This window comes from Nonomuraea sp. B19D2 (genome assembly GCF_040137845.1).
In the GTDB taxonomy this organism is placed as follows: Bacteria; Actinomycetota; Actinomycetes; order Streptosporangiales; family Streptosporangiaceae; genus Nonomuraea.
This window is the reverse complement of sequence record NZ_JBEFAK010000002.1, coordinates 333,362-357,288: the sequence shown is the minus strand read 5'-3', so window position 1 is coordinate 357,288 and position 23,927 is coordinate 333,362. Positions and strand designations below refer to the sequence as shown.

Annotated in this window: 24 protein-coding genes and 1 riboswitch; of the genes, 17 read left to right on the top strand and 7 right to left on the bottom strand. The window is 69.6% G+C overall.

Annotated elements, in window-relative coordinates; genetic code table 11:
- Positions 1 to 26: 26 nt before the first annotated feature.
- Genes ABN273_RS05325 through ABN273_RS05315 form a run of 3 tightly spaced genes read right to left on the bottom strand, consistent with a single transcriptional unit; the run spans position 27 to position 2,970 of the window.
- Entirely contained in the window at positions 27 to 797 is a 771-nt protein-coding gene (locus tag ABN273_RS05325) for an SDR family NAD(P)-dependent oxidoreductase (protein WP_349447493.1), read from the bottom strand.
- Complete coding sequence (locus ABN273_RS05320; RefSeq protein WP_349447492.1) at positions 794 to 1,807, bottom strand: DUF4432 family protein; 1,014 nt, start codon at positions 1,805 to 1,807, stop codon at positions 794 to 796. Before ABN273_RS05320 ends, ABN273_RS05325 begins: the two co-directional genes overlap by 4 nt.
- Complete coding sequence (locus ABN273_RS05315; protein ID WP_349447491.1) at positions 1,804 to 2,970, bottom strand: DUF5005 domain-containing protein; 1,167 nt, start codon at positions 2,968 to 2,970, stop codon at positions 1,804 to 1,806. The genes ABN273_RS05320 and ABN273_RS05315 overlap by 4 nt, the downstream gene beginning before the upstream one ends.
- A 141-nt stretch (positions 2,971 to 3,111) precedes the next feature.
- On the opposite strand from ABN273_RS05315, the gene ABN273_RS05310 reads away from it, so the two are divergent.
- The 5 genes from ABN273_RS05310 (at position 3,112) to ABN273_RS05290 (ending at position 8,952) form a co-directional block, all read left to right on the top strand.
- A complete protein-coding gene (locus ABN273_RS05310) occupies positions 3,112 to 3,684 on the top strand; it encodes a phage baseplate protein (protein ID WP_349447490.1) in 573 nt (190 codons plus the stop codon).
- Between the two features lie 61 nt (positions 3,685 to 3,745).
- Complete coding sequence (locus tag ABN273_RS05305; RefSeq protein WP_349447716.1) at positions 3,746 to 5,356, top strand: ABC-F family ATP-binding cassette domain-containing protein; 1,611 nt, start codon at positions 3,746 to 3,748, stop codon at positions 5,354 to 5,356.
- Positions 5,357 to 5,420: 64 nt separating this feature from the next.
- Complete coding sequence (locus tag ABN273_RS05300; protein WP_349447489.1) at positions 5,421 to 6,230, top strand: hypothetical protein; 810 nt, start codon at positions 5,421 to 5,423, stop codon at positions 6,228 to 6,230.
- 83 nt (positions 6,231 to 6,313) lie between these two features.
- A complete protein-coding gene (locus ABN273_RS05295; protein WP_349447488.1) occupies positions 6,314 to 7,726 on the top strand; it encodes a sigma-70 family RNA polymerase sigma factor in 1,413 nt (470 codons plus the stop codon).
- A 146-nt stretch (positions 7,727 to 7,872) separates the two neighbouring features.
- Positions 7,873 to 8,952 (top strand): C40 family peptidase, encoded by a 1,080-nt coding sequence (locus ABN273_RS05290; RefSeq protein ID WP_349447487.1) that lies wholly within the window; start codon positions 7,873 to 7,875, stop codon positions 8,950 to 8,952.
- Between the two features lie 9 nt (positions 8,953 to 8,961).
- On the opposite strand, the gene ABN273_RS05285 is transcribed toward ABN273_RS05290, so the two are convergent.
- Positions 8,962 to 9,453, bottom strand: a complete 492-nt coding sequence (locus tag ABN273_RS05285; protein ID WP_349447486.1) for an inorganic diphosphatase — start codon at positions 9,451 to 9,453, stop codon at positions 8,962 to 8,964.
- Positions 9,454 to 9,590: 137 nt separating this feature from the next.
- Here ABN273_RS05285 and dacB point away from each other — a divergent pair, with 137 nt between their 5' ends.
- The 11 genes from dacB (at position 9,591) to ABN273_RS05230 (ending at position 19,397) form a co-directional block, all read left to right on the top strand.
- Positions 9,591 to 11,012, top strand: a complete 1,422-nt coding sequence (dacB, locus tag ABN273_RS05280; RefSeq protein WP_349447485.1) for a D-alanyl-D-alanine carboxypeptidase/D-alanyl-D-alanine endopeptidase — start codon at positions 9,591 to 9,593, stop codon at positions 11,010 to 11,012.
- Positions 11,013 to 11,172: 160 nt separating this feature from the next.
- Entirely contained in the window at positions 11,173 to 12,249 is a 1,077-nt protein-coding gene (locus ABN273_RS05275; protein WP_349447715.1) for an Rv3626c family coenzyme F420 biosynthesis-associated protein, read from the top strand.
- 107 nt (positions 12,250 to 12,356) lie between these two features.
- Positions 12,357 to 13,361: a tRNA lysidine(34) synthetase TilS gene (gene tilS, locus ABN273_RS05270; RefSeq protein WP_349447484.1), complete on the top strand. Its 1,005-nt coding sequence runs from the start codon at positions 12,357 to 12,359 to the stop codon at positions 13,359 to 13,361.
- A 10-nt stretch (positions 13,362 to 13,371) separates the two neighbouring features.
- Entirely contained in the window at positions 13,372 to 13,923 is a 552-nt protein-coding gene (hpt, locus tag ABN273_RS05265; RefSeq protein ID WP_349447483.1) for a hypoxanthine phosphoribosyltransferase, read from the top strand.
- Between the two features lie 238 nt (positions 13,924 to 14,161).
- Positions 14,162 to 16,156 carry an ATP-dependent zinc metalloprotease FtsH gene (gene ftsH, locus ABN273_RS05260; RefSeq protein ID WP_349447482.1) on the top strand — a complete coding sequence of 665 codons (1,995 nt, stop codon included), beginning with the start codon at positions 14,162 to 14,164 and terminating at the stop codon, positions 16,154 to 16,156.
- Entirely contained in the window at positions 16,153 to 16,731 is a 579-nt protein-coding gene (folE, locus tag ABN273_RS05255) for a GTP cyclohydrolase I FolE (RefSeq protein ID WP_349447481.1), read from the top strand. Before ftsH ends, folE begins: the two co-directional genes overlap by 4 nt.
- A 58-nt stretch (positions 16,732 to 16,789) precedes the next feature.
- Entirely contained in the window at positions 16,790 to 17,647 is an 858-nt protein-coding gene (gene folP, locus ABN273_RS05250; RefSeq protein WP_502910937.1) for a dihydropteroate synthase, read from the top strand.
- Complete coding sequence (locus ABN273_RS05245; protein WP_349447480.1) at positions 17,644 to 18,090, top strand: nuclear transport factor 2 family protein; 447 nt, start codon at positions 17,644 to 17,646, stop codon at positions 18,088 to 18,090. The genes folP and ABN273_RS05245 overlap by 4 nt, the downstream gene beginning before the upstream one ends.
- Positions 18,080 to 18,445, top strand: a complete 366-nt coding sequence (folB, locus tag ABN273_RS05240) for a dihydroneopterin aldolase (RefSeq protein WP_349447479.1) — start codon at positions 18,080 to 18,082, stop codon at positions 18,443 to 18,445. The genes ABN273_RS05245 and folB overlap by 11 nt, the downstream gene beginning before the upstream one ends.
- On the top strand, positions 18,442 to 18,945 hold the full coding sequence (gene folK / locus ABN273_RS05235) for a 2-amino-4-hydroxy-6-hydroxymethyldihydropteridine diphosphokinase (protein WP_349447478.1): 504 nt from the start codon (positions 18,442 to 18,444) through the stop codon (positions 18,943 to 18,945). Before folB ends, folK begins: the two co-directional genes overlap by 4 nt.
- On the top strand, positions 18,942 to 19,397 hold the full coding sequence (locus tag ABN273_RS05230) for a DUF3180 domain-containing protein (protein WP_349447477.1): 456 nt from the start codon (positions 18,942 to 18,944) through the stop codon (positions 19,395 to 19,397). Before folK ends, ABN273_RS05230 begins: the two co-directional genes overlap by 4 nt.
- Here ABN273_RS05230 and ABN273_RS05225 read toward each other — a convergent pair.
- Together ABN273_RS05225 and ABN273_RS05220 are read right to left on the bottom strand one after the other, a co-directional pair.
- The gene (locus tag ABN273_RS05225) at positions 19,394 to 20,488 is read right to left on the bottom strand and encodes an acyltransferase family protein (protein ID WP_349447476.1); all 1,095 of its coding nucleotides are present in this window, start codon (positions 20,486 to 20,488) and stop codon (positions 19,394 to 19,396) included. The genes ABN273_RS05230 and ABN273_RS05225 overlap by 4 nt on opposite strands.
- Complete coding sequence (locus tag ABN273_RS05220) at positions 20,485 to 21,630, bottom strand: NADH-quinone oxidoreductase subunit D (protein WP_349447475.1); 1,146 nt, start codon at positions 21,628 to 21,630, stop codon at positions 20,485 to 20,487. The genes ABN273_RS05225 and ABN273_RS05220 overlap by 4 nt, the downstream gene beginning before the upstream one ends.
- Before the next feature lie 121 nt (positions 21,631 to 21,751).
- Here ABN273_RS05220 and ABN273_RS05215 point away from each other — a divergent pair, with 121 nt between their 5' ends.
- Positions 21,752 to 22,414 (top strand): DoxX family protein, encoded by a 663-nt coding sequence (locus ABN273_RS05215; RefSeq protein ID WP_349447474.1) that lies wholly within the window; start codon positions 21,752 to 21,754, stop codon positions 22,412 to 22,414.
- 3 nt (positions 22,415 to 22,417) lie between these two features.
- Here ABN273_RS05215 and ABN273_RS05210 read toward each other — a convergent pair whose 3' ends face one another.
- Positions 22,418 to 23,695 carry an aminotransferase class V-fold PLP-dependent enzyme gene (locus tag ABN273_RS05210; RefSeq protein WP_502910950.1) on the bottom strand — a complete coding sequence of 426 codons (1,278 nt, stop codon included), beginning with the start codon at positions 23,693 to 23,695 and terminating at the stop codon, positions 22,418 to 22,420.
- A 54-nt stretch (positions 23,696 to 23,749) separates the two neighbouring features.
- A riboswitch (SAM riboswitch) is annotated at positions 23,750 to 23,865 on the bottom strand.
- Between the last annotated feature and the right edge of the window lie 62 nt (positions 23,866 to 23,927).

Sequence of the window (23,927 nt, the reverse complement as noted above, 5' to 3'; positions counted from 1 at the left end):
GGTGCGGGACCTTGGCAATCCGTGGGCTATTCGGGGAGTGCGGCCGGGTTCTGCGCGAGCAGGCCGCCGTCCACGCGGTGCTCGGCGCCCGTGATGAACGACGAGCGCGGCCCCGCCAGGAACGCCACCAGCTCCGCCACCTCCTCGGGCCGGCCCACGCGGCCCAGCGGGTGGGAGCGGCCCCACTGCTGGATCTGCTCCTCCTGCGACGACTCGCCCCGCCACAGGTCCGCGGCCCAGCGCAGCATCGGGGTGTCCACCGAGCCGGGGCAGACCACGTTCACCCGGATGCCGTCGGCGGCGTGGTCGAGTGCCATGGCCCTGGTCAGGCCGTTGAGCGCGGCCTTGCTCGCCGTGTACGCGGCGACCTGCGCCTGCGAGGAGAACGCCTGGACCGACGACATGATCACGATTGAGCCGCCGCCGCGGGCCCTGAGCTTGGGGATGGCCGCCTTGCAGGCGAGGTAGACGCCCTTGAGGTTGATGTCGAGCACCTCGTCCCAGACGTCCTCAGGGGTGTCCTCGACCGTGCCGTAACGCTGCACGCCCGCGCAGGTGACCACGATGTCGAGCCCGCCGTACTTCGCCACGGCCAGGTCCACCAGGTCCTGCATCTCGTCGGCCTTGCGCACGTCGGCGAGCACACCGGTGACACTTTCGGTGTCCAGCGAGGCGTCCTTGTCGACCCCGCAGAACACCACGGACGCCCCGCCGTCGGCCAGCCGGTCGACCACCGCCCGCCCGATGCCCATCGAGCCGCCCGTGACGAGCGCGACCTTGCCGCTGAACTCACTCATGCCAGTACCTCCGCGCGCAAGCGCAACACCTTCGTCTCGTGCGGGTCCAGGGTCAGGGCCGTGCCGTTGGCCACGGCGGCGGCCAGGCCGTCGGTCGGCATGCTGGAGAACGGCTCGAGGCCCACCGTGTACGCCCGTCCCCACCAGGGATAGTCGGTGGACGCGCCGAGCTCCTGCCACATCCACAGGTACGGCAGGAGAGTCGCGTCCCACTCCACACGGATACCGATATCCCCCGAAATTTCGTACCAACCCTCGTTAAAGCCGGTCAGATAGACGATGTCGCTCGGCGCTCCCGGCTCCTGGACCACGCTCAGATCGGTCTCGCCGCCCTGGTCGGCGGGCACTCTCGGCCAGTCCCAGGGGCCGCCTGCCTGCACCCTGCGGCCTTTCGCCGGATTTATCGCGCTTTCGTGGGGAATGACCTTGACGCCGTCCGGCAGCCGGATCCTGGCCCCCGGGCGCAGGAACGGCAGGCCGTACACGATGTGCTGCCCCCACATGGCGTGCAGCGGGATGTCGGCCTCGTTGGTGGCCCGGCCCTCGATCTCCAGTGCCGCCGTCCCGGACCGCAGCCTGAAGACCTTCTCCATCCGGTACGGCAGCCGCCGCGTGCGCACGCTGAGCCGTACCGCGACCTCCTCCGCCGAGTCGGCCACGACCTCGCACTGCCACGGCAGCCCGGAGACCTCCCCGTGCTGTGCCAGCCGCGCGCCGCGGTACTCGCTCGGCGCGCCGCCGCTGGGGAAGATCTCCTGCCAGCCGCCCTCGTAGTGGTCGACGAACTGGGCGACGTCGTCGGCCGCGCCCTGGAGGTGGTCGTGCGGGTTGCGCAGGCCCTGCGGGGAGAGCCAGACGAAGTCCGTGTCGGTGGGCTTGTGCAGGAACTCCACCACGTCGCCGCCCTTGTCCGGCACGACGGTCACGCGCAGCCGCTCGTTCTCCAGCACGACCGCCCGCAGCCCGTCAATCGTGACGTGCCGCAGGCGAGCCGCCCAGTTACGCCTCACTGGAAGGTCACATCCAGAAATCTCGGCCGGTAGATGGTCACGTCCCGGTAGTGGTCGGTGTTCACGAAGCTGTTGACGTTGTAGGAGACCACGAGCCCGTTGCCGGACACGTCGGGGTGTGCGTGGGCGTTGTACGTGAATATGTTCCCGGCGGTCTCCGGGGTCTTGTAGACGTGCTGCTTGCCGGTGAACGGTCCGGCCGGGGAGCACGAGGAGTAGGCCACGATGTTCGGGCTGAGCACCTCGGTCGTGTCATGCGTGATCAGGACATATCCAGATCCGACCTTGGTGACGCTGTACTCGTTCGCCACCCCGCTCATGATCCGCGCCGAGTCGGCCTCGCTCCCCGACCAGGTGCCGTCGGCCTTGAGGTACTCCCACGTGCCCAGCAGGCTCTGCCCCCACATCCTGGCGACGTGCATGTACTTGGGCGAGCCGAGGTCCTCGACGCCGTACACGTAGGTGTATCCGCCGTCCTTGAGGATGGCGGAGGCCCACGAGATGCCGTGCGCGGACGGCAGGTCGCTCACGCTGATCGGCCTGTTCAGCCGGCCGGGGGCGAACCTGGCCACCACGTTCCGGTGCCAGCGCCAGTCCCAGGCGCCGGTGCCGTACCGCTCGTACTCCTGGTAGGTGACCTCCACGATCCCGCCGGCCACCGTCGCGTCACCGGCCCAGAACCAGTGGTTCTTGTCGCGCGGGGGCATCACGGCGGTCGGCTCCTGCACGGTGCCGTCGTGGATCGTGGACAGCCTGCCGCCGCTCTCGACGGCGAAGGAGTTGTTGAGGAACACCGTGTCGCCGCCCTCCCCGACCACGGGTGGGCGCGAGCCGCCGGGGTTGACCCGGCCGAGGAATGTGTCGGAGAAGATCCACAGCTCTTTGCCGCTCGGCAGTTTCACCGAGTACGTGCCGTCGGCGCCCGTCCAGTCATCCACCCGGCTGTTGTCGTTGCCGTAGTTGGTGAAGAGGCTGGTCAGCCGGGCGTCGGTCGTGGTTCCCTTGACCGTCGGGGCACAGGCGGCGGCCGGCGTGGCCTGCTGCTGCTGTTGCACCACCGACGGGACGGGCTTGGGTGGGGCGGCCCAGGCGTGCTGCGGCGCGGCCGTCAGGCCGACCAACGCGATGGCGAGGGGTGCTAAGGCGGAGCGGAATCGCGTCATCACCGGTCCTTGGGGGAGGGAAGTTCCCTACAGTTCTAGTCATTAGATCACTTACTGTCTAGGGCCCTCTCACACTCGACCGCGACGGATTGTGCGGGACCGCCGGTGGCGCCTCGGCGCACTGCGGCCGGAAATATCTGCGTGACCAAGCTGAGCCTGTCCGGGTCGGTGCTCGGCCACATGTATCTCCTGGGCTTCGGGCATGGCGTGCAGATCGGCGTCGAGCCGTCGGGCGGCTCCGCCTACCTGTGGACGGAGACCGACGCGGTGAGCGACGGCGCGGGGTACGCGTGGGGGAGGCGGTTGGCGCGGTTCAGGTTCGTCAACGGCCGGACGCTCAGGCCGTCGTCCCCGGCGCTCACCAAGTACACCCTGATCCCGGGCGCGACCAGCACCACGTGCGCGATCGACCCGTCCACCAACCGGCTGATCATGCGCTGCCGGGTCGGCGGCCGGGCGCGGTTCGTGGTGTATTCGCTGGCGGCGGTCAAGGCGGGCAGGGCCAGGAAGCTGTACGACGTCGCGCAGCCGTCCGGCCTCGGCGTCTTCCAGGGCTACACGGCCTACGGCGACTACCTCTACCTGCTCGACGGCACGGCCTACGGCACCTCCAACCCCGCGCCGGGCAACACGTACCTGACCTGCGTCAACCTCCGCACGGGCGCCGCGGGCGCCCGCAAGGCCAGCATCTTCTACAAGGGTGCCCTCGTCTGAACCAGCTGTCCGGGCGGAAAATGTGATGACCGCGCCGGAACGGGGCGGCTACCCTGCCGGGATGGGCCACGTCGAAGTAGGACATCTCACGTACGTGCTGCCCGACGGGAGGCCCCTGCTCAACGACGTGTCCTTCAGGATCGGTGAAGGCGTCAAGGCCGCGCTCGTCGGGCCCAACGGCGCGGGCAAGACCACGCTCATGCGGCTGATCGCCGGCGACCTCCAGCCGGTCGACGGCAGCGTGGCCAGCTCCGGCGGGCTGGGCGTGATGCGGCAGTTCATCGGCAGCGTGCGCGACGGCAGCAGCGTGCGCGACCTGCTGCTCGGCGTCGCCCCGCCCGCCGTGCGCCGGGCGGCCGAGCGGCTCGACGAGGCCGAGCTGGCCATGATGGAGCGCGACGACGAGAAGACGCAGATGCGCTACGCGCAGGCGATCAGCGACTACACCGACGCGGGTGGCTACGACATCGAGGTGTTGTGGGACACCTGCACGGTGGCCGCGCTCGGCGTCCCGTACGAAAGGGTGAAATATCGGGACGTGGCCACGCTGTCCGGCGGCGAGCAGAAGCGGCTCGTCCTGGAGGCGCTGCTGCGTGGCCCCGACCAGACGCTGCTCCTGGACGAGCCCGACAACTACCTCGACGTCCCCGGCAAGGAGTGGCTGGAGCAGCAGCTCAGGGAGACGCCCAAGACCGTGCTGCTGGTCAGCCACGACCGCCAGCTCCTGGCGAACGCGGCCGATCGCATCGTGACCGTCGAGTCCGGCAACATCTGGATCCACGGCGGCGGGTTCGCCACGTACGCGGAGGCCCGCAAGGCCCGCAACGAGCGCCTCGACGAGCTGCGCAGGCGCTGGGACGAGGAGCACGCCAAGCTCAAGGCCCTGGTCAACATGCTCAAGAACAAAGCCAGGTACAACGACGGCATGGCCGCCGCCTACCACGCCGCCCAGACGCGGCTGCGCAAGTTCGTGGAGGCCGGGCCGCCCGAGGTGGCCCCGAGCGACCAGAACATCAAGATGCGCCTGCGCGGCGGCCGCACCGGCAAGCGCGCGGTCATCTGCGAGGGGCTGGAGCTCACCGGGCTCATGCGCCCGTTCGACCTCGAGGTCTGGTACGGCGAGCGCGTCGCGGTCCTCGGCTCCAACGGCTCGGGCAAGTCCCACTTCCTGCGCCTGCTGGCCGGGGAGCCGATCGCCCACGACGGCGTCGCCAGGCTCGGCGCCCGCGTGGTCCCGGGCCACTTCGCCCAGACCCACGCCAGGCCCGACCTGCTCGGCCGCACCCCGGTCGAGATCGTCATGACCGAGCACGCCAAGCTCAAGAACGAGGCCATGAAGACGCTGGCCCGCTACGAGCTGGCGGGGCGCACCGCCGAGCAGCGGTTCGACTCGCTCTCGGGCGGCCAGCAGGCGCGGCTGCAGATCCTGCTGCTGGAGCTGTCCGGGGCCACGTTGCTGCTGCTCGACGAGCCGACCGACAACCTCGACCTGGCCAGTGCCGAGGCGCTGCAGGCGGGGCTGGACGCGTTCGACGGCACGGTGCTGGCGGTCACCCACGACCGCTGGTTCGCCGCCGACTTCGACCGCTACCTGGTCTTCGGCTCCGACGGCACGGTCTACGAGTCGCCGGATCCGGTCTGGGACGAGGCCAGGGTCGCCCGTACCCGTTAAAGAGTTGGTACGCCCGGCGCGTGTCACCTGCCATCCGTGCCCATGCACGGGTTATCACGGCAAAGTGATCCCGCGTAGCCGAACCGCCAGCCTGCTCGCACTCGGGGCATTCGGGGCAATCTGCCTCTCCGGGTGCTCCAGCGAGAAACGACCAGCACAGGAGCTCAAGCCCCTCGCGCTCAAGGAACAGGTCTCGAATATCGTCAAATCCGCCGACGGGTACGCCGTCAGCTGGTCAGGCGTGCTCAACAACGCCAACCCCTGGCACTTCGGCGAGCACGTGGTGGCCACGATCGTCGGGCACGACGCCAGGGGCGCCGAGGTGGTCAGGATGGACCAGCCGCTCGACGCCGTGCCGCCGGGCGGGTCGTTGTCCTTCACCGGCCAGGCCACTGCAGCGGAGAAACCGGAGAAGGTGACGATCCAGTACCGTCCCGCGCGCTGGCGGATGGCGTCGCGCATTCCGTCGGCGTTCCAGAGCTTTCCCATTACCCGTAGCCAGACTCTGCTCCAGAAAGACGGCTCATACCTTATTACCGGATATGTCGGTAACCCATATCAAATGGCGGCCGGCAGCCTGGTCGTGAATGCGTTGCTGCGCGACAAAGCGGGCAAACTCCTCGGTGGCGGCAGCACGTTCGTGGACGACGTCAAAGCGGGCAGTCCGCCGCGATTCATTCTCACTGTTTCCGGGCTGCCGGCCGGGTCCAGCGTGGCGAGGACCGACATCACGGCCAGGACCTGGGGCTCCACCGGCCGTCCCTATGAGGATCTGGCGGCCGGCGGCGCCGTGCCGATCCACACGGCAAAGCCGGTGACCGAGCCTTTCGCGGTGGATCGGAGCACACAGGTCGTGTCGGAACATAAGCAATAATTCACCGCAAATTCAAAGGCGTTGCTATGCCGTAGGCCGAAACCGGTAGAACTACTAGTTACCAATCAATTACCTTCGGTCATATGAATGACCGCGTCCTGGTCGAAGCACTTCGCGCCCGTGACCCAGGTGCGCTCGCCGCGCTCTATGACACGTACGCGGAGAGCATCTACCGCTACTGCTGGTCCCTCCTCCTGAACGCCGAAAGCGCCCAGGTGGCGCTCCGCGACACGCTGATCGCCGCCGAGGCGCACGCGGGGGCGCTGGCCGAGCCCGACCTGCTGCGCGCCTGGCTCTTCGCGCTGGCCCGCGCGGAGTGCCTGCGCCGCAGGGCCGCCGCGCCGCCGGGCGCCGCCGAGGTGCTGGCCGAGGCGCCGCCCCTGGACGACCCGGCCGACGCCGACCTGCGGGTGATGGCCTGGAACGCCGTCCAGAGCCTGCCCGTCGCCGACCGCGAGGTGCTGGCGCTCACGCACCGGCACTCGCTACCCGCCGCCGAGCTGGCCCTGGTGCTCGGGACGCGGCAGGTCGAGCAGCCCCTGGAGGAAGCCCGCGAACGGCTGCGCGACGCGATCACCGCCGAGATCCTCGCCAGGAAGGGCCCGTACGACTGCCCGCGGCGGGCCGCGATGCTGGCCGGGTTCTCCGGCGAGCTGACCCAGGAGATGCGCGAGCGCCTGGTCAGGCACCTGCCGCGGTGCGAGATCTGCGCGCCGCACCGCCTTCGCGAGGTGGCGGCCGCCAAGGTCTTCGAGCTGCTGCCCGAGGAGGCGCTGCCCGACTCGCTCCGCATCCGGGTGATGAGCTGCTTCGTCGACCCGGAGCTGCTGCCCTACCGCCGTTACGTCGCCAGGCGCACGGCTGTCCTGGGCGCCGCCGGATTTCCCGTCTCCGCGGACAAGGCCGTTCAGGGGTGGCCTAAGGCGCTGGCGGGCGCGCTGGCGGCGGTCGCGACCGTGGTGGCGATAGTGGTGATCTTCCAGCAGCTCGGTGGGGGGAGCGGCGGCGTGTCCGGCGTGGCGACAGCCGCGTTCCCCGCGACGGGCCAGCCGCCCGGCATCCAGTTGCCCTGGCGCTCGGAGTCGCCGGACGTCCCGGTGACCGGGGAGCCGGTCCTGCACAGCACGGCCACTCACCCGATCGGTGTGACCGGCGGTCCGATGCTCGTGCCGCCCGTCGTGCCGGTCAACAACGTGGTCCAGACGACGCCGGCCCGTGGCACGCCTCCGTCTTCTGGGCCGTCCCGGTCCCAGCCGCGTGGGGAGCCGCCTACGTCGCAGGCCCCGCCTTCCACGTACGTACCGCCTCCGACGCAGACCCCGCCGCCCGTCCCCTCGCCGCCCGAGCACTCGCCGGGGCCCCGCACCCGCACTCCCTGCCCCACACCGACCCGCACGCCCACCGCGACGCCGCCGTCTCCGCCCACCACCCCGGCCGAGACGCCCACGCAGACGGCCGCTCCCACGGAGGCCCCCTCGCCCAGCACGACGGGCTGAGTTGCCCGGGCTCTGAACGGCCCCTCCACCGGCAGGAATGAGCCTCCGCCGACTACGTTACGTAAGCGGCCCACTGGGAACCGTGTGCATAGAGTAGCCATGTGTTTCCGGGGGGACTAATGCATGCATTTCGGACGGGGCTTCTCGTGTGTTGCCTGATGGTCGCCCTGTGCCCGCCCGCCGAGGCCGAGCCTGCCCCCTCCTCGCGGGAGGTGAAGAAGGCCCGTCAGTCCGCACGCGAGCGTTCGAAGGAGCTGGGGGCGGCCACCGCCGAGCTGGTCACGGCGCAGTCGCAGCTGGACGGGCTGGCGGCCGAGGTGGAGCGGCTGGTGGAGGCGTACAACGGCGAGCTGGTGCGGCTCCGGCAGGCCGAGGGGTTGTACGCGCAGGCCAGTGCGCGTCTGGCGGCGGCGGACGCGGAGGTCGAGCGGGTGAGGCAGGAGGTCGCGCTCCTGGCCACGGAGAGCTACGGCGGCCAGACCCCGATGGCGCCGGTCATCGGCATGATCTTCGACCAGGGCGGCAGCGAGGGAGCCCTGCACCGGGCGGGGGTGCTCGCGCAGCTCTGGGGCGAGCGGGCGGCGATCCTCGGCAGGATGGACGACGCCCAGAAGGTGGCCGCCATCCTGCGTACCCAGGCCGCGAACGCCTACGCCGCCCAGCAGGCCGCCTCGGAGCGCGCCGAAACCGCCAAGAGCGCCGCCGAGGCCGCCGTGGCCAGGCAGCAGGAGGAGACGAGGGAGCTCAGGGCGCGTACGGAGGTCCTGCGCCACGAGGTGGACAAAGCGCGCAGCCGCGCGAAGCTGCTGGCCCGGCAGCGGGCCGAGTCGCTGTCAGGGGGGCTGGTCTCGGGGGGCTCGGCCATGGGGGACGTGGCGGCCAACTGGGCGCTGACCCAGCTCGGCAAGCCGTACGTGTGGGCGGCCGCCGGCCCGGAGACCTACGACTGCTCGGGGCTGACGATGCGGGCCTGGGAGAAAGTGGGCGTACGGCTCGACCACTGGACGGGCACCCAGTGGACGGCGGGCCCGCACGTGCCGCTGGAGCAGCTGAAACGAGGCGACCTGCTCTTCTTCGGCCACGTCAAGGACGATCCGAGCACCATCCACCACGTCGGGATCTACGTCGGCGACGGGCAGATGGTGCACGCCCCGCAGACCGGCGACGTGGTGCGGGTCGCCTCGATCTGGCGCGGGGACCTGGTGGGCGCCACCAGGCCCCGCTGAAGGGGACGGTCAGTGATGGCCCGATTCCTTGGCCCGGCGGAAGGAGCGCTCGATCTCGGCTTCTGCCTCGATGCGGCCCACCCAGTTGGCGCCCTCGACGGACTTGCCCGGCTCCAGGTCCTTGTAGACCTCGAAGAAGTGCTGGATCTCCAGCCGGTCGAACTCCGACACGTGGTGGATGTCCTGGATGTGGTGCATCCGCGGGTCGGTCGAGGGGACGCAGAGGACCTTGTCGTCGCCGCCCTTCTCGTCGGTCATCCTGAACATGCCCACCGCCCGGCAGGTGATGTAGCAACCGGGGAACGTCGGCTCCTGCAGCAGCACCAGCGCGTCGAGCGGGTCGCCGTCCTCGCCGAGGGTGTGCTCGATGAAGCCGTAGTCGGCGGGGTACTGCGTGGAGGTGAACAGGAGCCGGTCGAGCCTGATCTTCCCGGTCTCGTGGTCCACCTCGTACTTGTTCCGTTGCCCCTTTGGAATCTCAACGACGACGTCGAACTCCACCGCGGTCCTTTCTCGTGGGCCGATTCCGCCTCACCAGTCAGTGCCTGGTCAGGCATCGTCTCCCGTACTCAAGCCCCCGGGCACCCCCGGCTGGGCGTTAATGTCTCGTAGGCGAACACAGGAGAGAGGGCAGCGACGTGGCGCGGCACGACCGGTGGCTGATGCTTACCACTCTCGCCGTGCTCCAGGCCCTGACGATCGTCACCGGCGTTTACGCGATGACCACCGACTTCAGCCTGGGCGCGTTGACGAGGCAGTCTCCACCGACCAAGCCGACGGCGTCCCCGCCGGAAGGGTCTCCCTCCGTCCCCGTGGTCACCTCGGGGCCTGTGCTGGCCCAGCTTTCGGTGAAGCCAGGAGACGGACCTCTCCCGACTAAGGGTACTTTGACGCGGCAGCTCACCCACGCGCTGGGTGACGAAGCACTCGGCAACCGGGTCGGCGCGGTGGTCCTCGACGCGGTCACCGGCGAGCGGATCTTCGCCTCCGGCGCCGACACCCCGATCGTCCCCGCCTCGACCACGAAGATCATCACCTGCGCCGCCGCCCTCGCGTCCCTGGGGCCGGACACCCGCCTGTCCACCAGGGTCGTCCAGGGGCCGAAACCGGGCACGGCCGTCCTGGTCGGGGGCGGCGACCCGCTGCTCGCCGGTCCGTCGGCGAAGCCGGGGTACCCGAAGCAGGCGAGCCTGGCCACGCTCGCGGCCCGCACCGCCGCGACCCTTAAATCGCAAAACATTCGAAAAATCGCTCTTTCGTACGACTCATCGCTCTTCGTGGGTCCGGCGGTCCCTCCCGGCTGGAAGTCGAACTACATCCCGGACGGCGAGGCGGGGCCCGTCCACGCCCTGGCCATGGACGAAGGCCGCCAGGACCCGCGCAACAAGCAGCCCCGGGTTTCCAACCCGCCCCAGTACGCCGCCGCGGCCTTCGCCAAGCTGCTGGCCAAGCAGGGCATCACGGTGTCCAAGTCCGTACGGCCGGGCAAGGCCCCAGCAGGCGCCCCGGAGCTGGGCCGGGTGGACTCTGCCCCCCTCTACTCCCTGGTCGAGCACACGCTCACGCACAGTGACAACGACCTGGCCGAGGCGCTGCTCAGGCACGTCGCCATCAAGGAGGGGCAGGAGGCGTCGGTCGAAGGGGGCGCCAGGGCCGTGATCGCGGTGCTCCAGCGCCTCGGGGTCGCGCAGGGCGTCTCCCTCTCCGACGGCAGCGGCCTGTCCCCCCGCAACCGCATCAGCCCCACCGCCCTGGCCACGGTGATCGCCATGTCCTCCTCCGCGAGCCAGCCCAACCTGCACGCCATCGCCTCGGGCATGCCGATCGCCGGCTTCTCCGGCACGCTGGGCAACGGCCGGCGGTTCACGGGGAGCGACAGCCGGGGCCAGGTCGGTCTGGTCCGGGCCAAGACCGGCACGCTCAACAACGTCAACACGCTGGCGGGCATGGCCACCACGAAGGACGGGCGGCTGGTGACGTTCGCCTTCATGGCGGACCGCGTACCGGTCACCGCCGAACCCGTGCTGGACCGCCTGGCGGCCATCGTGGCGAGGTCTTGAGTACGCTCCTTCGCGTGCTTATGGCGATCCTTCGGATCGCGGCTCAGTCGCTGGGATCCGGTGTCTTCCCTCGTCGTTCGGTCGCTTCGCTCCCTCTCTCCTCAGTCCAGACACCGGCGCTCCTTCGCGGGTTTGACGTGGAGCACGTACGGTGGACGTTATGCAGGTGATCGACTGGGATCTGGCCGTCACGACCGGCACGCGCCTGGTGCGCCCCGGTCCTCAGGTGAGCCGGGAGGAGGCCAGGCAGGCCGTCACCGAGCTCCGCACCCTGTCACGCGAGGCCGAGGGCCACGTGCGCAGCTTCACCAAGATCCATACAGAGACCGCGCCGCAGGCCGCGACCATCGTGGACCGGCCCGGCTGGATCAAGGCGAACGTCGAGGGCTTCCGCGTGGTGCTCGAGCCGCTGACGCAGCGCATGAGCAGCGGCGCCAACCCGCCGCCCGCCATCGTCACGGCCGTGGGCTCCCGCATCACGGGCGTGGAGGTGGGGGCCGTCCTCGCCTTCCTCGCCTCACGGGTCCTGGGCCAGTACGAGCTGTTCCTCCCGCCTGACCCCACTGGCCAGGAGCCCGCCGGCCGCCTGACGCTCGTCGCCCCCAACATCGTCCACGCCGAGCGCGAGTTGGGTGTCAACCCCCACGACTTCCGCCTGTGGGTGTGCCTCCACGAGGAGACGCACCGGGTGCAGTTCACGGGGGTGACGTGGCTGCGCGAATACGTCCGCTCGCAGATGACCGAGTTCCTGCTCGCCTCCGACCTCGACCTGCCCACACTGCTCGAGCGGCTCCGCAACGCCGCAGACACGGTGGCCGACGTGGTGCGCGGCGGCGAGGGCAACCTCATCGACGCCATCCAGTCGCCCGGCCAGAAGGAGATCCTCGACCGGTTGACGGCCGTGATGACCCTGGTGGAGGGGCACGGCGACTACGTCATGGACGCGGTGGGCCCGGCCGTGGTGCCCTCGGTGGCCGAGATCCGCGCCAAGTTCGCCCAGCGCCGTGAGGGCGGCTCCCGGCTCGACCGCACGGTGCGGCGGCTGCTGGGGATCGAGCTCAAGATGAAGCAGTACGCGGAGGGGTCGGCGTTCGTGCGGAAGGTGGTGGACCGGGTCGGGATGGATGGCTTCAACCGCATCTGGACCTCGCCGGAGACGCTCCCGACGACCCCGGAGATCGCCGACCCGGACACCTGGATCAGCCGCGTCATCGGCACCCCGGCGCTCCCGGCCTGACCTCCCGCCCCCCACCGGGTGGTGCAGGCGCGTATGGCCGGCGCCCCACTCGGAGGGTCGGCGGGACGGGGCGCGGGTGGCGTTGTGACGTGTGGCGGCACGGGACAATGGCACCCGTGGGCCCACATCCAGCCGTAGCCGACGTGCGCAGGGCAGTGCGTGAGGCGCTGGCCGACGTCCAGGAGGGCGCGCTGGTTCTGGTGGCGTGCAGCGGCGGAGCCGACTCCCTGGCGCTGGCGGCGGCGCTGGGGTTCGTGGCACCCAGGATGGGGCTGCGCGCCGGGCTGCTCACCGTGGACCACCAGCTCCAGCCAGGCTCGGCCGAGCGGGCGAGAACGGTCGCGGACATCGGGGAGACCCAGCTGGGCCTGCACCCCGCCGAGGTCCTCACCGTGACGGTGGGCACCGAGGGCGGCCCCGAGGCGGCGGCGCGGGAGGCCCGTTATCAGGCGCTGGCAGAGGCGGCAGACAAGCACCGGGCGCAGGTGGTCCTGCTCGGCCACACCAGGGACGACCAGGCGGAGACCGTGCTCCTGGGGCTGGCCAGGGGGAGCGGCGTCAGGTCGCTGTCCGGGATGGCGGCCCGCAGCGGCCGCTACCGAAGGCCGTTCCTCGAGCTACCGAGAGCCACCACCGTCAGGGCCTGCCAGGCCATGGATCTCGTCCCCTGGGACGACCCGCACAACGCGGACCCCCGCTACACCAGGGTCCGCGTCAGAAACAGAGTCCTTCCGGTGCTGGAGGCGGAGCTCGGCCCGGGAGTGGCCGAGGCGCTCGCCAGGACCGCCAGGATGGCCCGCGAGGACGCCGACGCCCTCGATCAGTGGGCGGAATCGGCGTACCAGAATTGCGCTCTTAGCGATATTCCGGGATCGGTGACGCTGGCCGTGCCGGAGTTGGAAAAGCTCCCCGACGCCGTCAGGCGGAGGGTTTTGCGGCGGGCGGCCATTGTGGCGGGGGCCCCCTCGGGAGCTCTGTCCGCCACTCATATCCTGGCCGTGGACCGGCTGGTCACGCGGTGGCATGGGCAGAAGGCCGTGGACCTACCGGGGGGTCTGTCCGCCGTGCGGCGGTATGGGACCCTGATAGTCGCCATCAGTCCCATCGCATAAGGAACCACAGGTGGACGCTGCCGACATGGGCAATGACCTGGAAAAGGTCCTCATTCCCGAGGACGAGCTCCAGGCGAAGATCAAAGAGCTTGCCGGGCGGATCGACGAGGACTACGCGGGTAAAGATTTGCTGCTCGTGGGCGTGCTGAAGGGCGCCGTCATGGTGATGGCCGACCTGGCCAGGGACCTGCACGTGCCCGTTCAGATGGACTGGATGGCGGTGTCGTCGTACGGCGCGGGCACCAAGTCGTCCGGCGTCGTGCGCGTGCTGAAAGACCTCGACACCGACATCATGGGCCGCCACGTCCTGATCGTCGAGGACATCATCGACTCCGGCCTGACCCTGCACTGGTTGCTGGAAAACCTGAAGTCGCGCAATCCGGCGTCGTTGGAGATCTGCACCGCGCTGCGGAAACCGGACGCGGTGAAGGTGCCCATCGAGGTGAAATACGTGGGCTTTGACATTCCCAACGAGTTCGTCATCGGATACGGGCTGGACTACTCCGAGCGATACCGCAATCTGCCGTTCATCGGCACTCTGGCCCCACACGTTTACAAGTAGCAATCTGGAACACGGCCGGGAACACCGCACAACGTGACGTACGTTGATAGGGCAAGGCCGGTGCAGCGGGCGGGTCCCCCCGTGCGCTCTGCCGGTGTACCTTCAGACTCCTGAGGGGTGACCGCGTGTCGCCTTCGGGTAGTCAGAAGTCGCGGTGTCGGATGCCGCGGCCCCGGGCCAGCCCGGGGTTCCAGGCCATGGTCAGGAAGGGACGGGCCCGCAAGGGGTTCCGCATCGGATGGATCTCAAGCGATTTACACGTGGGCCACTGCTGTGGATCCTGGGCATCGTCGTGCTGCTCCTCCTCGTCACTCAGCTCTGGAGTGGCGGCGGCAATTACAAGGAAGCCGACACGTCCCTGGTCCTCCAGCAGATTCGCGCCGGAAACGTCAGCAACGCCAGGATTGTCGACAAGGACAACCGAATCGAGGTGACGCTGGCCAACCCGATCGCGGTGAAGACCGGTGACACCCCGACGAAGCTGATCCAGTCCGACTGGGTCACCGGTTACGGCGGCAAGCTGACCGACGAGCTTCAGGCTCAGGTCGAGAAGGGCAAGACCAAGAGCTTCACCACCGAGGTGCCGCAGGAGAACTTCCTCGTCAGCATCCTGGTGAGCTTCCTGCCGATCGTCATCATCGTGCTGCTCTTCCTGTTCATCATGAACCAGATGCAGGGCGGCGGCTCCCGGGTGATGAACTTCGGCAAGTCCAAGGCCAAGCTGATCACCAAGGACACCCCCAAGACCACGTTCGCCGACGTCGCGGGGGCCGACGAGGCCATCGAGGAGCTCCAGGAGATCAAGGAGTTCCTGCAGGCTCCGGCCAAGTTCCAGGCGATCGGCGCCAAGATCCCCAAGGGCGTGCTGCTGTACGGCCCGCCCGGCACCGGTAAGACGCTGCTGGCCCGCGCCGTCGCGGGCGAGGCCGGGGTGCCGTTCTACTCGATCTCCGGTTCCGACTTCGTCGAGATGTTCGTCGGTGTCGGCGCCTCGCGGGTCCGCGACCTGTTCGAGCAGGCGAAGGCCAACGCCCCGGCGATCATCTTCATCGACGAGATCGACGCCGTCGGCCGCCACCGCGGCGCCGGCCTGGGCGGCGGTCACGACGAGCGCGAGCAGACGCTCAACCAGCTGCTCGTCGAGATGGACGGCTTCGACGTCAAGGGCGGCGTGATCCTCATCGCCGCGACCAACCGGCCCGACATCCTCGACCCGGCGCTGCTGCGTCCCGGCCGGTTCGACCGGCAGGTCACCGTCGACCGCCCCGACCTCGAGGGTCGCAAGGGCATCCTCAAGGTCCACGGCCGCGGCAAGCCGTTCGCGCCCAACGTCGACCTCGACGTCATCGCGCGCCGCACCCCCGGGTTCACCGGCGCCGACCTGGCCAACGTGATCAACGAGGCCGCCCTGCTCACCGCGCGGGCCGACCAGAAGCTGATCACGATGGACGTCCTCGAGGAGTCGATCGACCGTGTCATGGCAGGGCCCGAGCGCAAGTCGCGGGTCATGTCCGACAAGGAGAAGAAGATGATCGCCTACCACGAGGGCGGTCACGCGCTGGTGGCGCACGCGCTGCCGAACTCCGACCCGGTCCACAAGATCACGATCCTGTCCCGGGGCCGCGCGCTCGGCTACACGATGACGCTGCCGATGGAGGACAAGTTCCTGGCCACCAGGTCCGAGATGATGGACCAGCTCGCGATGCTGCTCGGCGGCCGCGCGGCGGAGGAGCTCGTCTTCCACGAGCCCACCACCGGCGCCTCCAACGACATCGAGAAGGCCACGGCCGTCGCCCGCCGCATGGTGACCGAGTACGGCATGAGCGAGCAGCTCGGCGCCCGTAAGTTCGGCACCGGGCAGGCCGAGGTGTTCCTGGGCCGTGAGATGGGCCACGAGCGCGACTACTCCGAGAAGATCGCCTCCACGATCGACGAGGAGGTCCGCCGGATGATCGAGACGGCGCACGACCAGGCATGGGACATCCTGGTCGAATACCGCGACGTGCTCGACAACCTGGTGCTCGAGCTCATGGAGAAGGAGACCCTCTCCCGCGAGCAGGTGCTCGAGATCTTCTCCGCGGTGGTGGTCAAGGAGCACCGTCCGTCCTACGCGGGCTACGGCAAGCGCCTCCCCTCCGACCGCCCCCCGATCCTGACCCCCAAGGAGCAGTCGGCCAACGGCTCGCTGACAGGGGGCCACCAGGACGCCCTCCCGTCCGGAGAAAGTGCGTGACTCAGCACGACGTCGACCTGGGCCGTATCGAGAAGGCCGTACGCGAGATCCTCTACGCGATCGGCGAGGATCCCGACAGGGACGGCCTTCTCGACACGCCCGCAAGGGTCGCCCGAGCCATGGCCGAGCAGTATTCAGGGCTCGGCCAGAAGCCCGAAGACGTGCTGACGAAGGTCTTCGACGTCGACCACGACGAGATGGTGCTCGTCAGGGACATCGAGGTCTACAGCACGTGTGAGCACCATCTGGTCCCGTTCCACGGCGTGGCCCACGTGGGCTACATCCCCAACGACCGCGGCCAGGTGACCGGCCTGTCCAAGCTGGCCCGCCTGGTCGACGTGTACGCCCGCCGCCCCCAGGTCCAGGAGCGCATGACGTCCCAGATCGCCGACGCCCTCATGCGGGTCCTGGAGCCGCGCGGGGTCATCGTGGTCGTCGAGGCCGAGCACCTGTGCATGACGATGCGTGGCGTACGCAAGCCGGGCGCCAAGACCGTCACCTCGGCCGTCCGCGGCGACTTCCGCACCAGTGACAAGACCCGATCCGAGGCGATGGCGCTGATCCTGGGTCGCTGATGAGCGAACGGGGTACCCACGATGTCAACATGTGTGGGGAAGCGCCTAGGCTTGGCCCATGACTAGCGTGCCCATCAACGTGCCGGGGGGTGCGGATCGGTGCCTCGTCATGGGTGTGGTCAATGTGACCCCCGATTCGTTCTCCGACGGCGGCCTGTGGTTCGACGAGAGAGCCGCCATCCAGCACGGCCTTGACCTGGTCGAGGAGGGGGCCGACCTGGTCGACGTGGGCGGGGAGTCCACCCGCCCCGGCGCGGCCAGGGTCTCGCTGGAGGAGGAGCTGGCCAGGGTCGTGCCGGTGATCAGGGCGCTCGACGCCGAGGGTGTGGCGGTCAGCGTCGACACGATGCGGGCCGAGGTGGCCAGGGCCGCGGTCGAGGCGGGCGCGCGGCTCGTCAACGACGTGAGCGGCGGTCTCGCCGACCCGGAGATGCCGCGCGTGGTGGCCGAGACCGGCATCCCGTACGTCGTGATGCACTGGCGCGGCCACAGCCATGACATGGACAGTCGCGCGGTCTACGCCGACGTGGTGACCGAGGTCCGCGAGGAGCTGAGCAAGCGGGTCGACCTGGTGCTGTCGGAGGGCGTCACGGAGGAGCAGATCGTGCTCGACCCCGGGCTCGGCTTCGCCAAGAACGCCCAGCACAACTGGGCGCTGCTGGCCGGGATCCCGCAGCTGGCCGAGCTGGGCTTCCCGCTGCTGATCGGGGCCTCGCGCAAGCGCTTCCTCGGGCGGCTGCTGGCCGATCCCGACGGGACGCCCCGGCCGTTCAGCCGCAGCGACGACGCCACGCTGGCCGTGACCGCGCTCGCCGCGCACGCGGGCGCCTGGTGCGTACGCGTCCACCACGTGGGCCCCAATGCCGATGCCGTGCGCGTGTCCGCCGCATGGAAGAGAGCCGGAGCAGGCACATGAGCGTCGACACCGCCGCCATCGAGACGGTCAACCAGGAGTTCTACGCCGCGATAGAGAGCGGCGACCTCGACAAGATGACCGAGATCTGGGCCGAGGACACCGGCGACGACCAGGTGAGCTGCGTCCACCCGGGCTGGACCCTGCTCGCCGGCCGGTCCGAGGTGCTGCGGTCCTGGGCCCTCATCATGGCCAACACCACCTACATCCAGTTCGTGCTGACCGACGTCAACACGACCGTGCTGGGCGACGTGGCCGTGCTGACCTGCGTCGAGAACATCCTCACCGCCGGCGAGGAGGGTGAGGCCAGCTTCGCCGCGGGCAAGGTGGTGGCAAGCAACGTCTACGTCCGCACCCCGCAGGGCTGGCGGCTGTGGATGCACCACGGCTCGCCGGTGCTCCAGGGGGACGACGACGAGGAGGAGGAAGGCGAGCTTGAGCGCTGATCGCATCGCTCTCAAGGGCCTGCGGGCCAGGGGAAGGCACGGCGTGCTCGCTGCCGAGCGGGAGCTCGGGCAGGAGTTCGTGATCGATGCGACGCTGTTCCTCGACACCGCGCCGGCGGCGGCCGGCGACGATCTCACCAAGACCGTCCACTACGGGGAGCTGGCCGAGGCGCTGGTCGAGGTCGTGGAGGGCGAGCCGGTCGCGCTGATCGAGACGCTCGCACAGCGGCTGGCGGACGTGTGCCTGGCCAGTGAGCTGGTGAGCAAGGTCGAGGTGAGCGTGCACAAACCGGCGGCGCCCATCCCGCTGACGTTCGACGACGTGGTCGTGACCATCGAACGGAGCCGCGTATGAAAGTCGTCCTGGCTCTGGGCAGCAACCTGGGGCCCCGGTTCCAGACGCTGCAGGGCGCTGTGGACACCTTGTTCGACGCACCGGGGCTGGAGTTCGTCAAGGCATCCCCGGTCTACGAGACCGATCCCGTCGGGGGTCCTGCCGGGCAGAAGCCGTACCTCAACGCGGTCGTGATCGCCGAGACCACGCTGCCGCCGCGCACGCTGCTGGAACGGGCGCAGAGCGTGGAGAACGCCTTCGGCCGGGTGCGCGCCGAGCGCTGGGGGCCGCGCACGCTCGACATCGACCTGATCGTGGTGGGCGACACCGTCTGCGACGACCCCGAGCTGACGCTGCCGCATCCCCTCGCCCACGAGCGCGCGTTCGTGCTCGTGCCCTGGGTGAAGGCCGACCCTGACGGCGTGGTGCCCGGGCGCGGCCGGGTGGCGGAGCTGGTGGAGGGCGTCGACCAGCAAGGGGTACGCCTGCGCGACGACCTCAGTCTGCAGAGGCCGGATTGAAGCCCACCCACCCCGGCCGTCTGGTCGGCATCGTCATCGTCGTCGCGTTGATCGCGTGGGCGTTGGTCCGGTCGTTCTACTCCGATCTGCCCCTCATGCCGTGGACCGCGATCCCCACGGTGCTGCTGCTGGCCATCGGCGAGGGCTACAGCGCGTGGACGACCAAGGCCAGGATCGCCAGGAAACCGGGCACGAAGCCGGTGGAGCCCCTGTCGGTGGCCCGGCTGGCCGCGCTGGCGAAGGCGTCGGCGTACGTGGGGGCGATGTTCGCCGGGTTGTTCGCCGGGTTCGCTCTCTACACGGTGCAGATCTTTGACCGGGAGACGCCGCGATCGGAGTTCTTCGTCGCGACGGGGTCGTTCCTGTCGTGCGTGGTGCTGATCTGCGCCGCCCTCTACCTGGAGAACGTCTGCCGCATCCCGAAGGACTCGGACGAGCAGCAGCGCGACTAGGAGCTACGCTCCCTCGCGGGTTCGGGCGAACGTCTACGCCCGAACAGGTAGATGACCGGGGTGGTGCAGATCAGCGGGCCGACGATGGCGATGGGGCGCTCCAGCCACCACTTCAGGTCAGGCGGGATCTCGGTGCCCAGGGTGCCGAAGAGCCACCATGACAGCCCCAGCGCGATGGCCATCCCGGTCGTGTGGAAGAGGAAGAGCGGTAGCGCGTACCGATTGATGAAGCCGTTCGCCCGGTTCCACCTGGGCCGCTCCAGGACGCGCTCCATCGACGGCCGCAGCACCTCCACCAGCCCGATCTGGAACAGCAGCAGGGCGACGATCACGAACGTGGGCGGCGCCATGTTCGACCACTTGTCGCCCGGCACGCCCACCATCGAGCCCGGGTAGATGCCGGAGTAGACCAGGCCGAACAGGGCGAAGAGGCCGGTCCAGAGCAGTGCGACGTCGTAGCGCCTGGGCAGGATGACGACCCGGTCGTAGAAGAACCCGGCCTGGTGGGCGAGCCCCCAGATGAGGATCATGTTGAGCCAGCCGGCCCATTCGACCCCGTACCGGAAGCGCACCACGTCGACCACCAGCGACGCGCCGCCGAGCCAGATCAGCGCCAGCACGTCGTAGCGGCGGTGCAGCCAGAGCGCCACCGGCAGCAGCGCGATGAGCACCAGGTAGACGCCGAGGAACCACAGCGGGCTGAGCACCAGCAGCACCACCCGCCACATCCAGTCCACCTGGAACGTGACCGTGACGACCGCGCCGATGGCGATCCACACCCCGGACAGGAACAGCGCCGGTAAAGCCAGCGCGCGGATGCGCCGCCAGACGAACGAGCCGATGCCGACGCCGCGCGCCCGGGCCCGCTCCCAGGACAGCAGGTGCACGTGGCCGCCGACGTAGAAGAACAGCGGCAGCACCTGCAGCAGCCAGGTCAGAATCCACAGCCCGGAGGTGAATCCCAGCGGGCTGGTGGGCTCGGGGCCGTTCGGCTTCCACTCCAGGATGGTGAACGCCCAGTGCCAGACCACCACGACGCACAGGCTCAGGGCGCGGAGCCAGTCGACGTACTTGTCGCGCTCGGCTTTCACTTGTCGATGTCACCCACGACGAAGAACATCGAGCCGAGGATGGCCACCATGTCGGCGACCAGGTGTCCGGGCAGCATCTCCCGCAGCACCTGGATGTTGCTGTAGGAGGCCGAGCGCAGCTTGAGCCGCCACGGGGTCTTGTCGCCCTTGGAGACCAGGTAGTAGCCGTTGATGCCGAGGGGGTTCTCGGTCCACGCGTACGTGTGCCCCTCCGGCACCTTGAGCACCTTCGGCAGGCGCTGGTTGATGGGCCCGGGCGGCAGTGAGCGCAGGTGCTCGACGCAGGCGTCGGCCAGGTCGAGCGAGCTCTTGAGCTGGTCGAACAGCACCTGGAACCGGGCGTGGCAGTCGCCCGCGTGCCGCGTGACGACCTTCACGGGCAGCTCGCGATAGGCGAGGTACGGGTCGTCGCGGCGCAGGTCGAAGTCCACCCCCGAGGCCCTGGCGATGGGGCCGCTGACGCCGTACTGCATGATCTGCTCGCGGGTGAGCACGCCGACGCCCCTGGTGCGGGCGATGAAGATCTCGTTGTGCAGGATGAGGTCCTCGATGTCGGGCACCCGGCGCCGGGTCTCCGCGACGGCGGCCGAGACCCGGTCGAGCCAGCCGAGCGGCAGGTCCTCCTTGAGACCTCCGACCCGGTTGAACATGTAGTGCATGCGCCCCCCGGAGATCTCCTCCATGACGGCCTGGATGCGCTCGCGCTCGTCGAAGGCGTAGAAGAGCGGCGTGATCGCGCCCAGCTCGAGGGGGTAGGAGCCGAGGAACATCAGGTGGTTGAGCACCCGGTTGAGCTCGGCCAGCAGCGTGCGCGCCCACACGGCCCTGACCGGGGGCTCCATGCCGAGCAGGCGCTCGGCGGCGATCACCACGCCCAGCTCGTTGGCGAAGCCCGACAGCCAGTCGTGCCGGTTGGCCAGCATGATGATCTGACGGTAGTCGCGGACCTCGAACAGCTTCTCCGCGCCCCTGTGCATGTAGCCGATGATCGGCTCGGCGGCGGTGATGCGCTCGCCGTCGAGCGTCAGCCGGAGCCTGAGCACTCCATGGGTCGACGGATGCTGCGGGCCGATGTTGAGGATCATGTCCTCGGTGGCCAGTTCTTTCGCGCCCGCGCCGATTCCGACCACACGTTCCGTCATATGGCCATGCTGCCACCGCACTGATTGGTGATCCAGCCGGGGGGCAGGTCAAGGAATCGTATGGAAATGCATCCCGAAGCCGGACATGGGGAGAAGACCGGGAACGGGGGGAGAAATCACCATGAAGAGAGCTGTGTTCGATGTCACGATGCTGATCGCACGCATCGTGACCGGCGTGATCTTCCTGGCTCACGGCCTGGAGAAGTGGATGGCCGGCCTCGGACCCACGAGTCGGGCATTCGGCGGGATGGGAGTCCCGATGCCCGAGCTCGCCTCCGCGTACGCGACCGTCGTGGAGACCGTCGGCGGCCTCTTCCTGATCCTGGGCCTGCTGGTCCGGCCGATGGGGCTGCTGTTGCTGCTCAACATGCTCGGCGCGATCGTCTTCGTGCACGCCGGCCGCGGCATCCTGGCCACCACCGGCGGCTGGGAGCTGCCCGGCCTGCTCGGGGCGCTGGCCTTGCTGTTCCTGGCGCTCGGTGGCGGGCGGATCGGGATCGACGGGCTGTTCGGCGCGATGTTCCGCAGGCGCGCGGAACGCCGGGCCGCCGAGGAGGAGCTCGCCGCGCACGCTCCGGGCGCACCTGCTCCGGAGCCGTCGAACGTCACGCCCGTGACCGGCGGCCCCACCACGCCCGCATCGTCCAATGAACCGGCGGAGCCGCGCGTGCCCAGGCAGCCTTCCGAGCACCGGTCAGGCATGATCGACGACGACATGAGGGACATCGACGCCCTGGTCTCCGACGAGCCGCCGCCGCACCGCAAGCCGCCGAACAGGGCATGAGGCTCAGCGGGCGACGAGCTCCCGCAGCGCCTGCACCAGCCGGTCCACGTGCTCCTCCGTGGTGCCGATGCCGATCGAGGCCCGCACCGCGGAGGCGGTGCCGTCCTCGCAACCCCCGTCGGTCTCGTCGAGGAGGTGCCGGACGAAGGGGTGCGCGCAGAACTTCCCGTCGCGCACCCCGATGCCGTACTCGCCGGACAGCACCTCGGCCACCTCGCGGGCCGAGTAGCCGTCCACGGTGAACGACACGATGCCGACGCGCGGGTGGTCATCCCCCCACAGCGACAGCTCACGCACGCCCTCGATCGCGGCCAGCCCGGACCGCAGCCGGGCGATCAGCCGCTCCTCCTCGTGCACCAGCGCGGTCCAGCCGGTGGCCGTGAGCGCGTCGCAGGCCGCGGCCAGCGCGATGGCGCCCAGCACGTTCGGGGTGCCGGCCTCGTGCCGCGGCTCGGGGTCGTCGTGCCACTCGGTGTCGTCCCCCACGGAGCGCACCGCGCCCCCGCCCTTGAGGTACGGCTCACCCTGCGCGAGCCAGTCCCGCCGCCCGACCAGCACCCCGGCGCCGAACGGCGCGTACAGCTTGTGCCCGGAGAAGGCCACGTAGTCGAGGTCGAGCGCGGTCAGGTTGAGCTGCCGGTGCGGTACGAGCTGGGCGGCGTCCACCAGGATGCGGGCCCCGTGCCGGTGCGCGATGTGGGCCAGGGCGGCGATGGGCCAGAGCTCGCCGGTGACGTTCGAGGCGGCGGTGACCACGAGCAGCTTCGGCCCGTCGATCCCGGCCAGCGCCTCGTCGGCGGCGCGGACGGCCTCGCCGGGGAAGGCGGGCGGCGCCAGCCGTACGGACTTCTTCCAGGGCAGGAGCGAGGCGTGGTGCTCGGTGTCGAAGACCACGGTGGTGGTGCCGGCGGGCAGGCAGCCGGCCAGGAGGTTCGTGGCGTCGGTGGTGTTGCGGGTGAAGATCACGGCGTCGTCCGGGCGGGCGCCGACGAACGCCCTGACCGTGTGGCGGGCCTGCTCGTAGCGGGCGGTGGTCAGCTGGGAGGCGTAGCCCGCGCCCCGGTGGACGCTGGAGTAGGCCGGGAGCGCGGCGGTGACGGCGGCGCTGACCGGCTCGAGACAGGGCGCGCTGGCGGCGTAGTCGAGGTTGGCGTAGCCGACGAGCCTTCCGCCCTTGACCGGCACCTCGAGATCGGCCCCGAGCACGGTGGGAATGGGCCTGCTCGTGGCCGTGGGAGCCGCCTCGACGGGCTGGGCGGGGATGGAGTTGAAGATCGTCAGCGTGGACACGGCACATCTCCCTCAGGGTCATCGGACCCCTGGAAGCAGCCACAGAGCCCGCGCTTGCCCGCCACACCTCGTGACGGACCAGGTCTTCACCCGGGGCACCCCGCCGCGGACGCGAGGGTTGCCGGCCAGCTAGCCGGGGCTTGTCGCTGGCACTCATGACCTACGACGGGCACTATAACTCAAACCCCTCCTTCGATCGCAAGTCGGCGAACTTCTGTGGCGC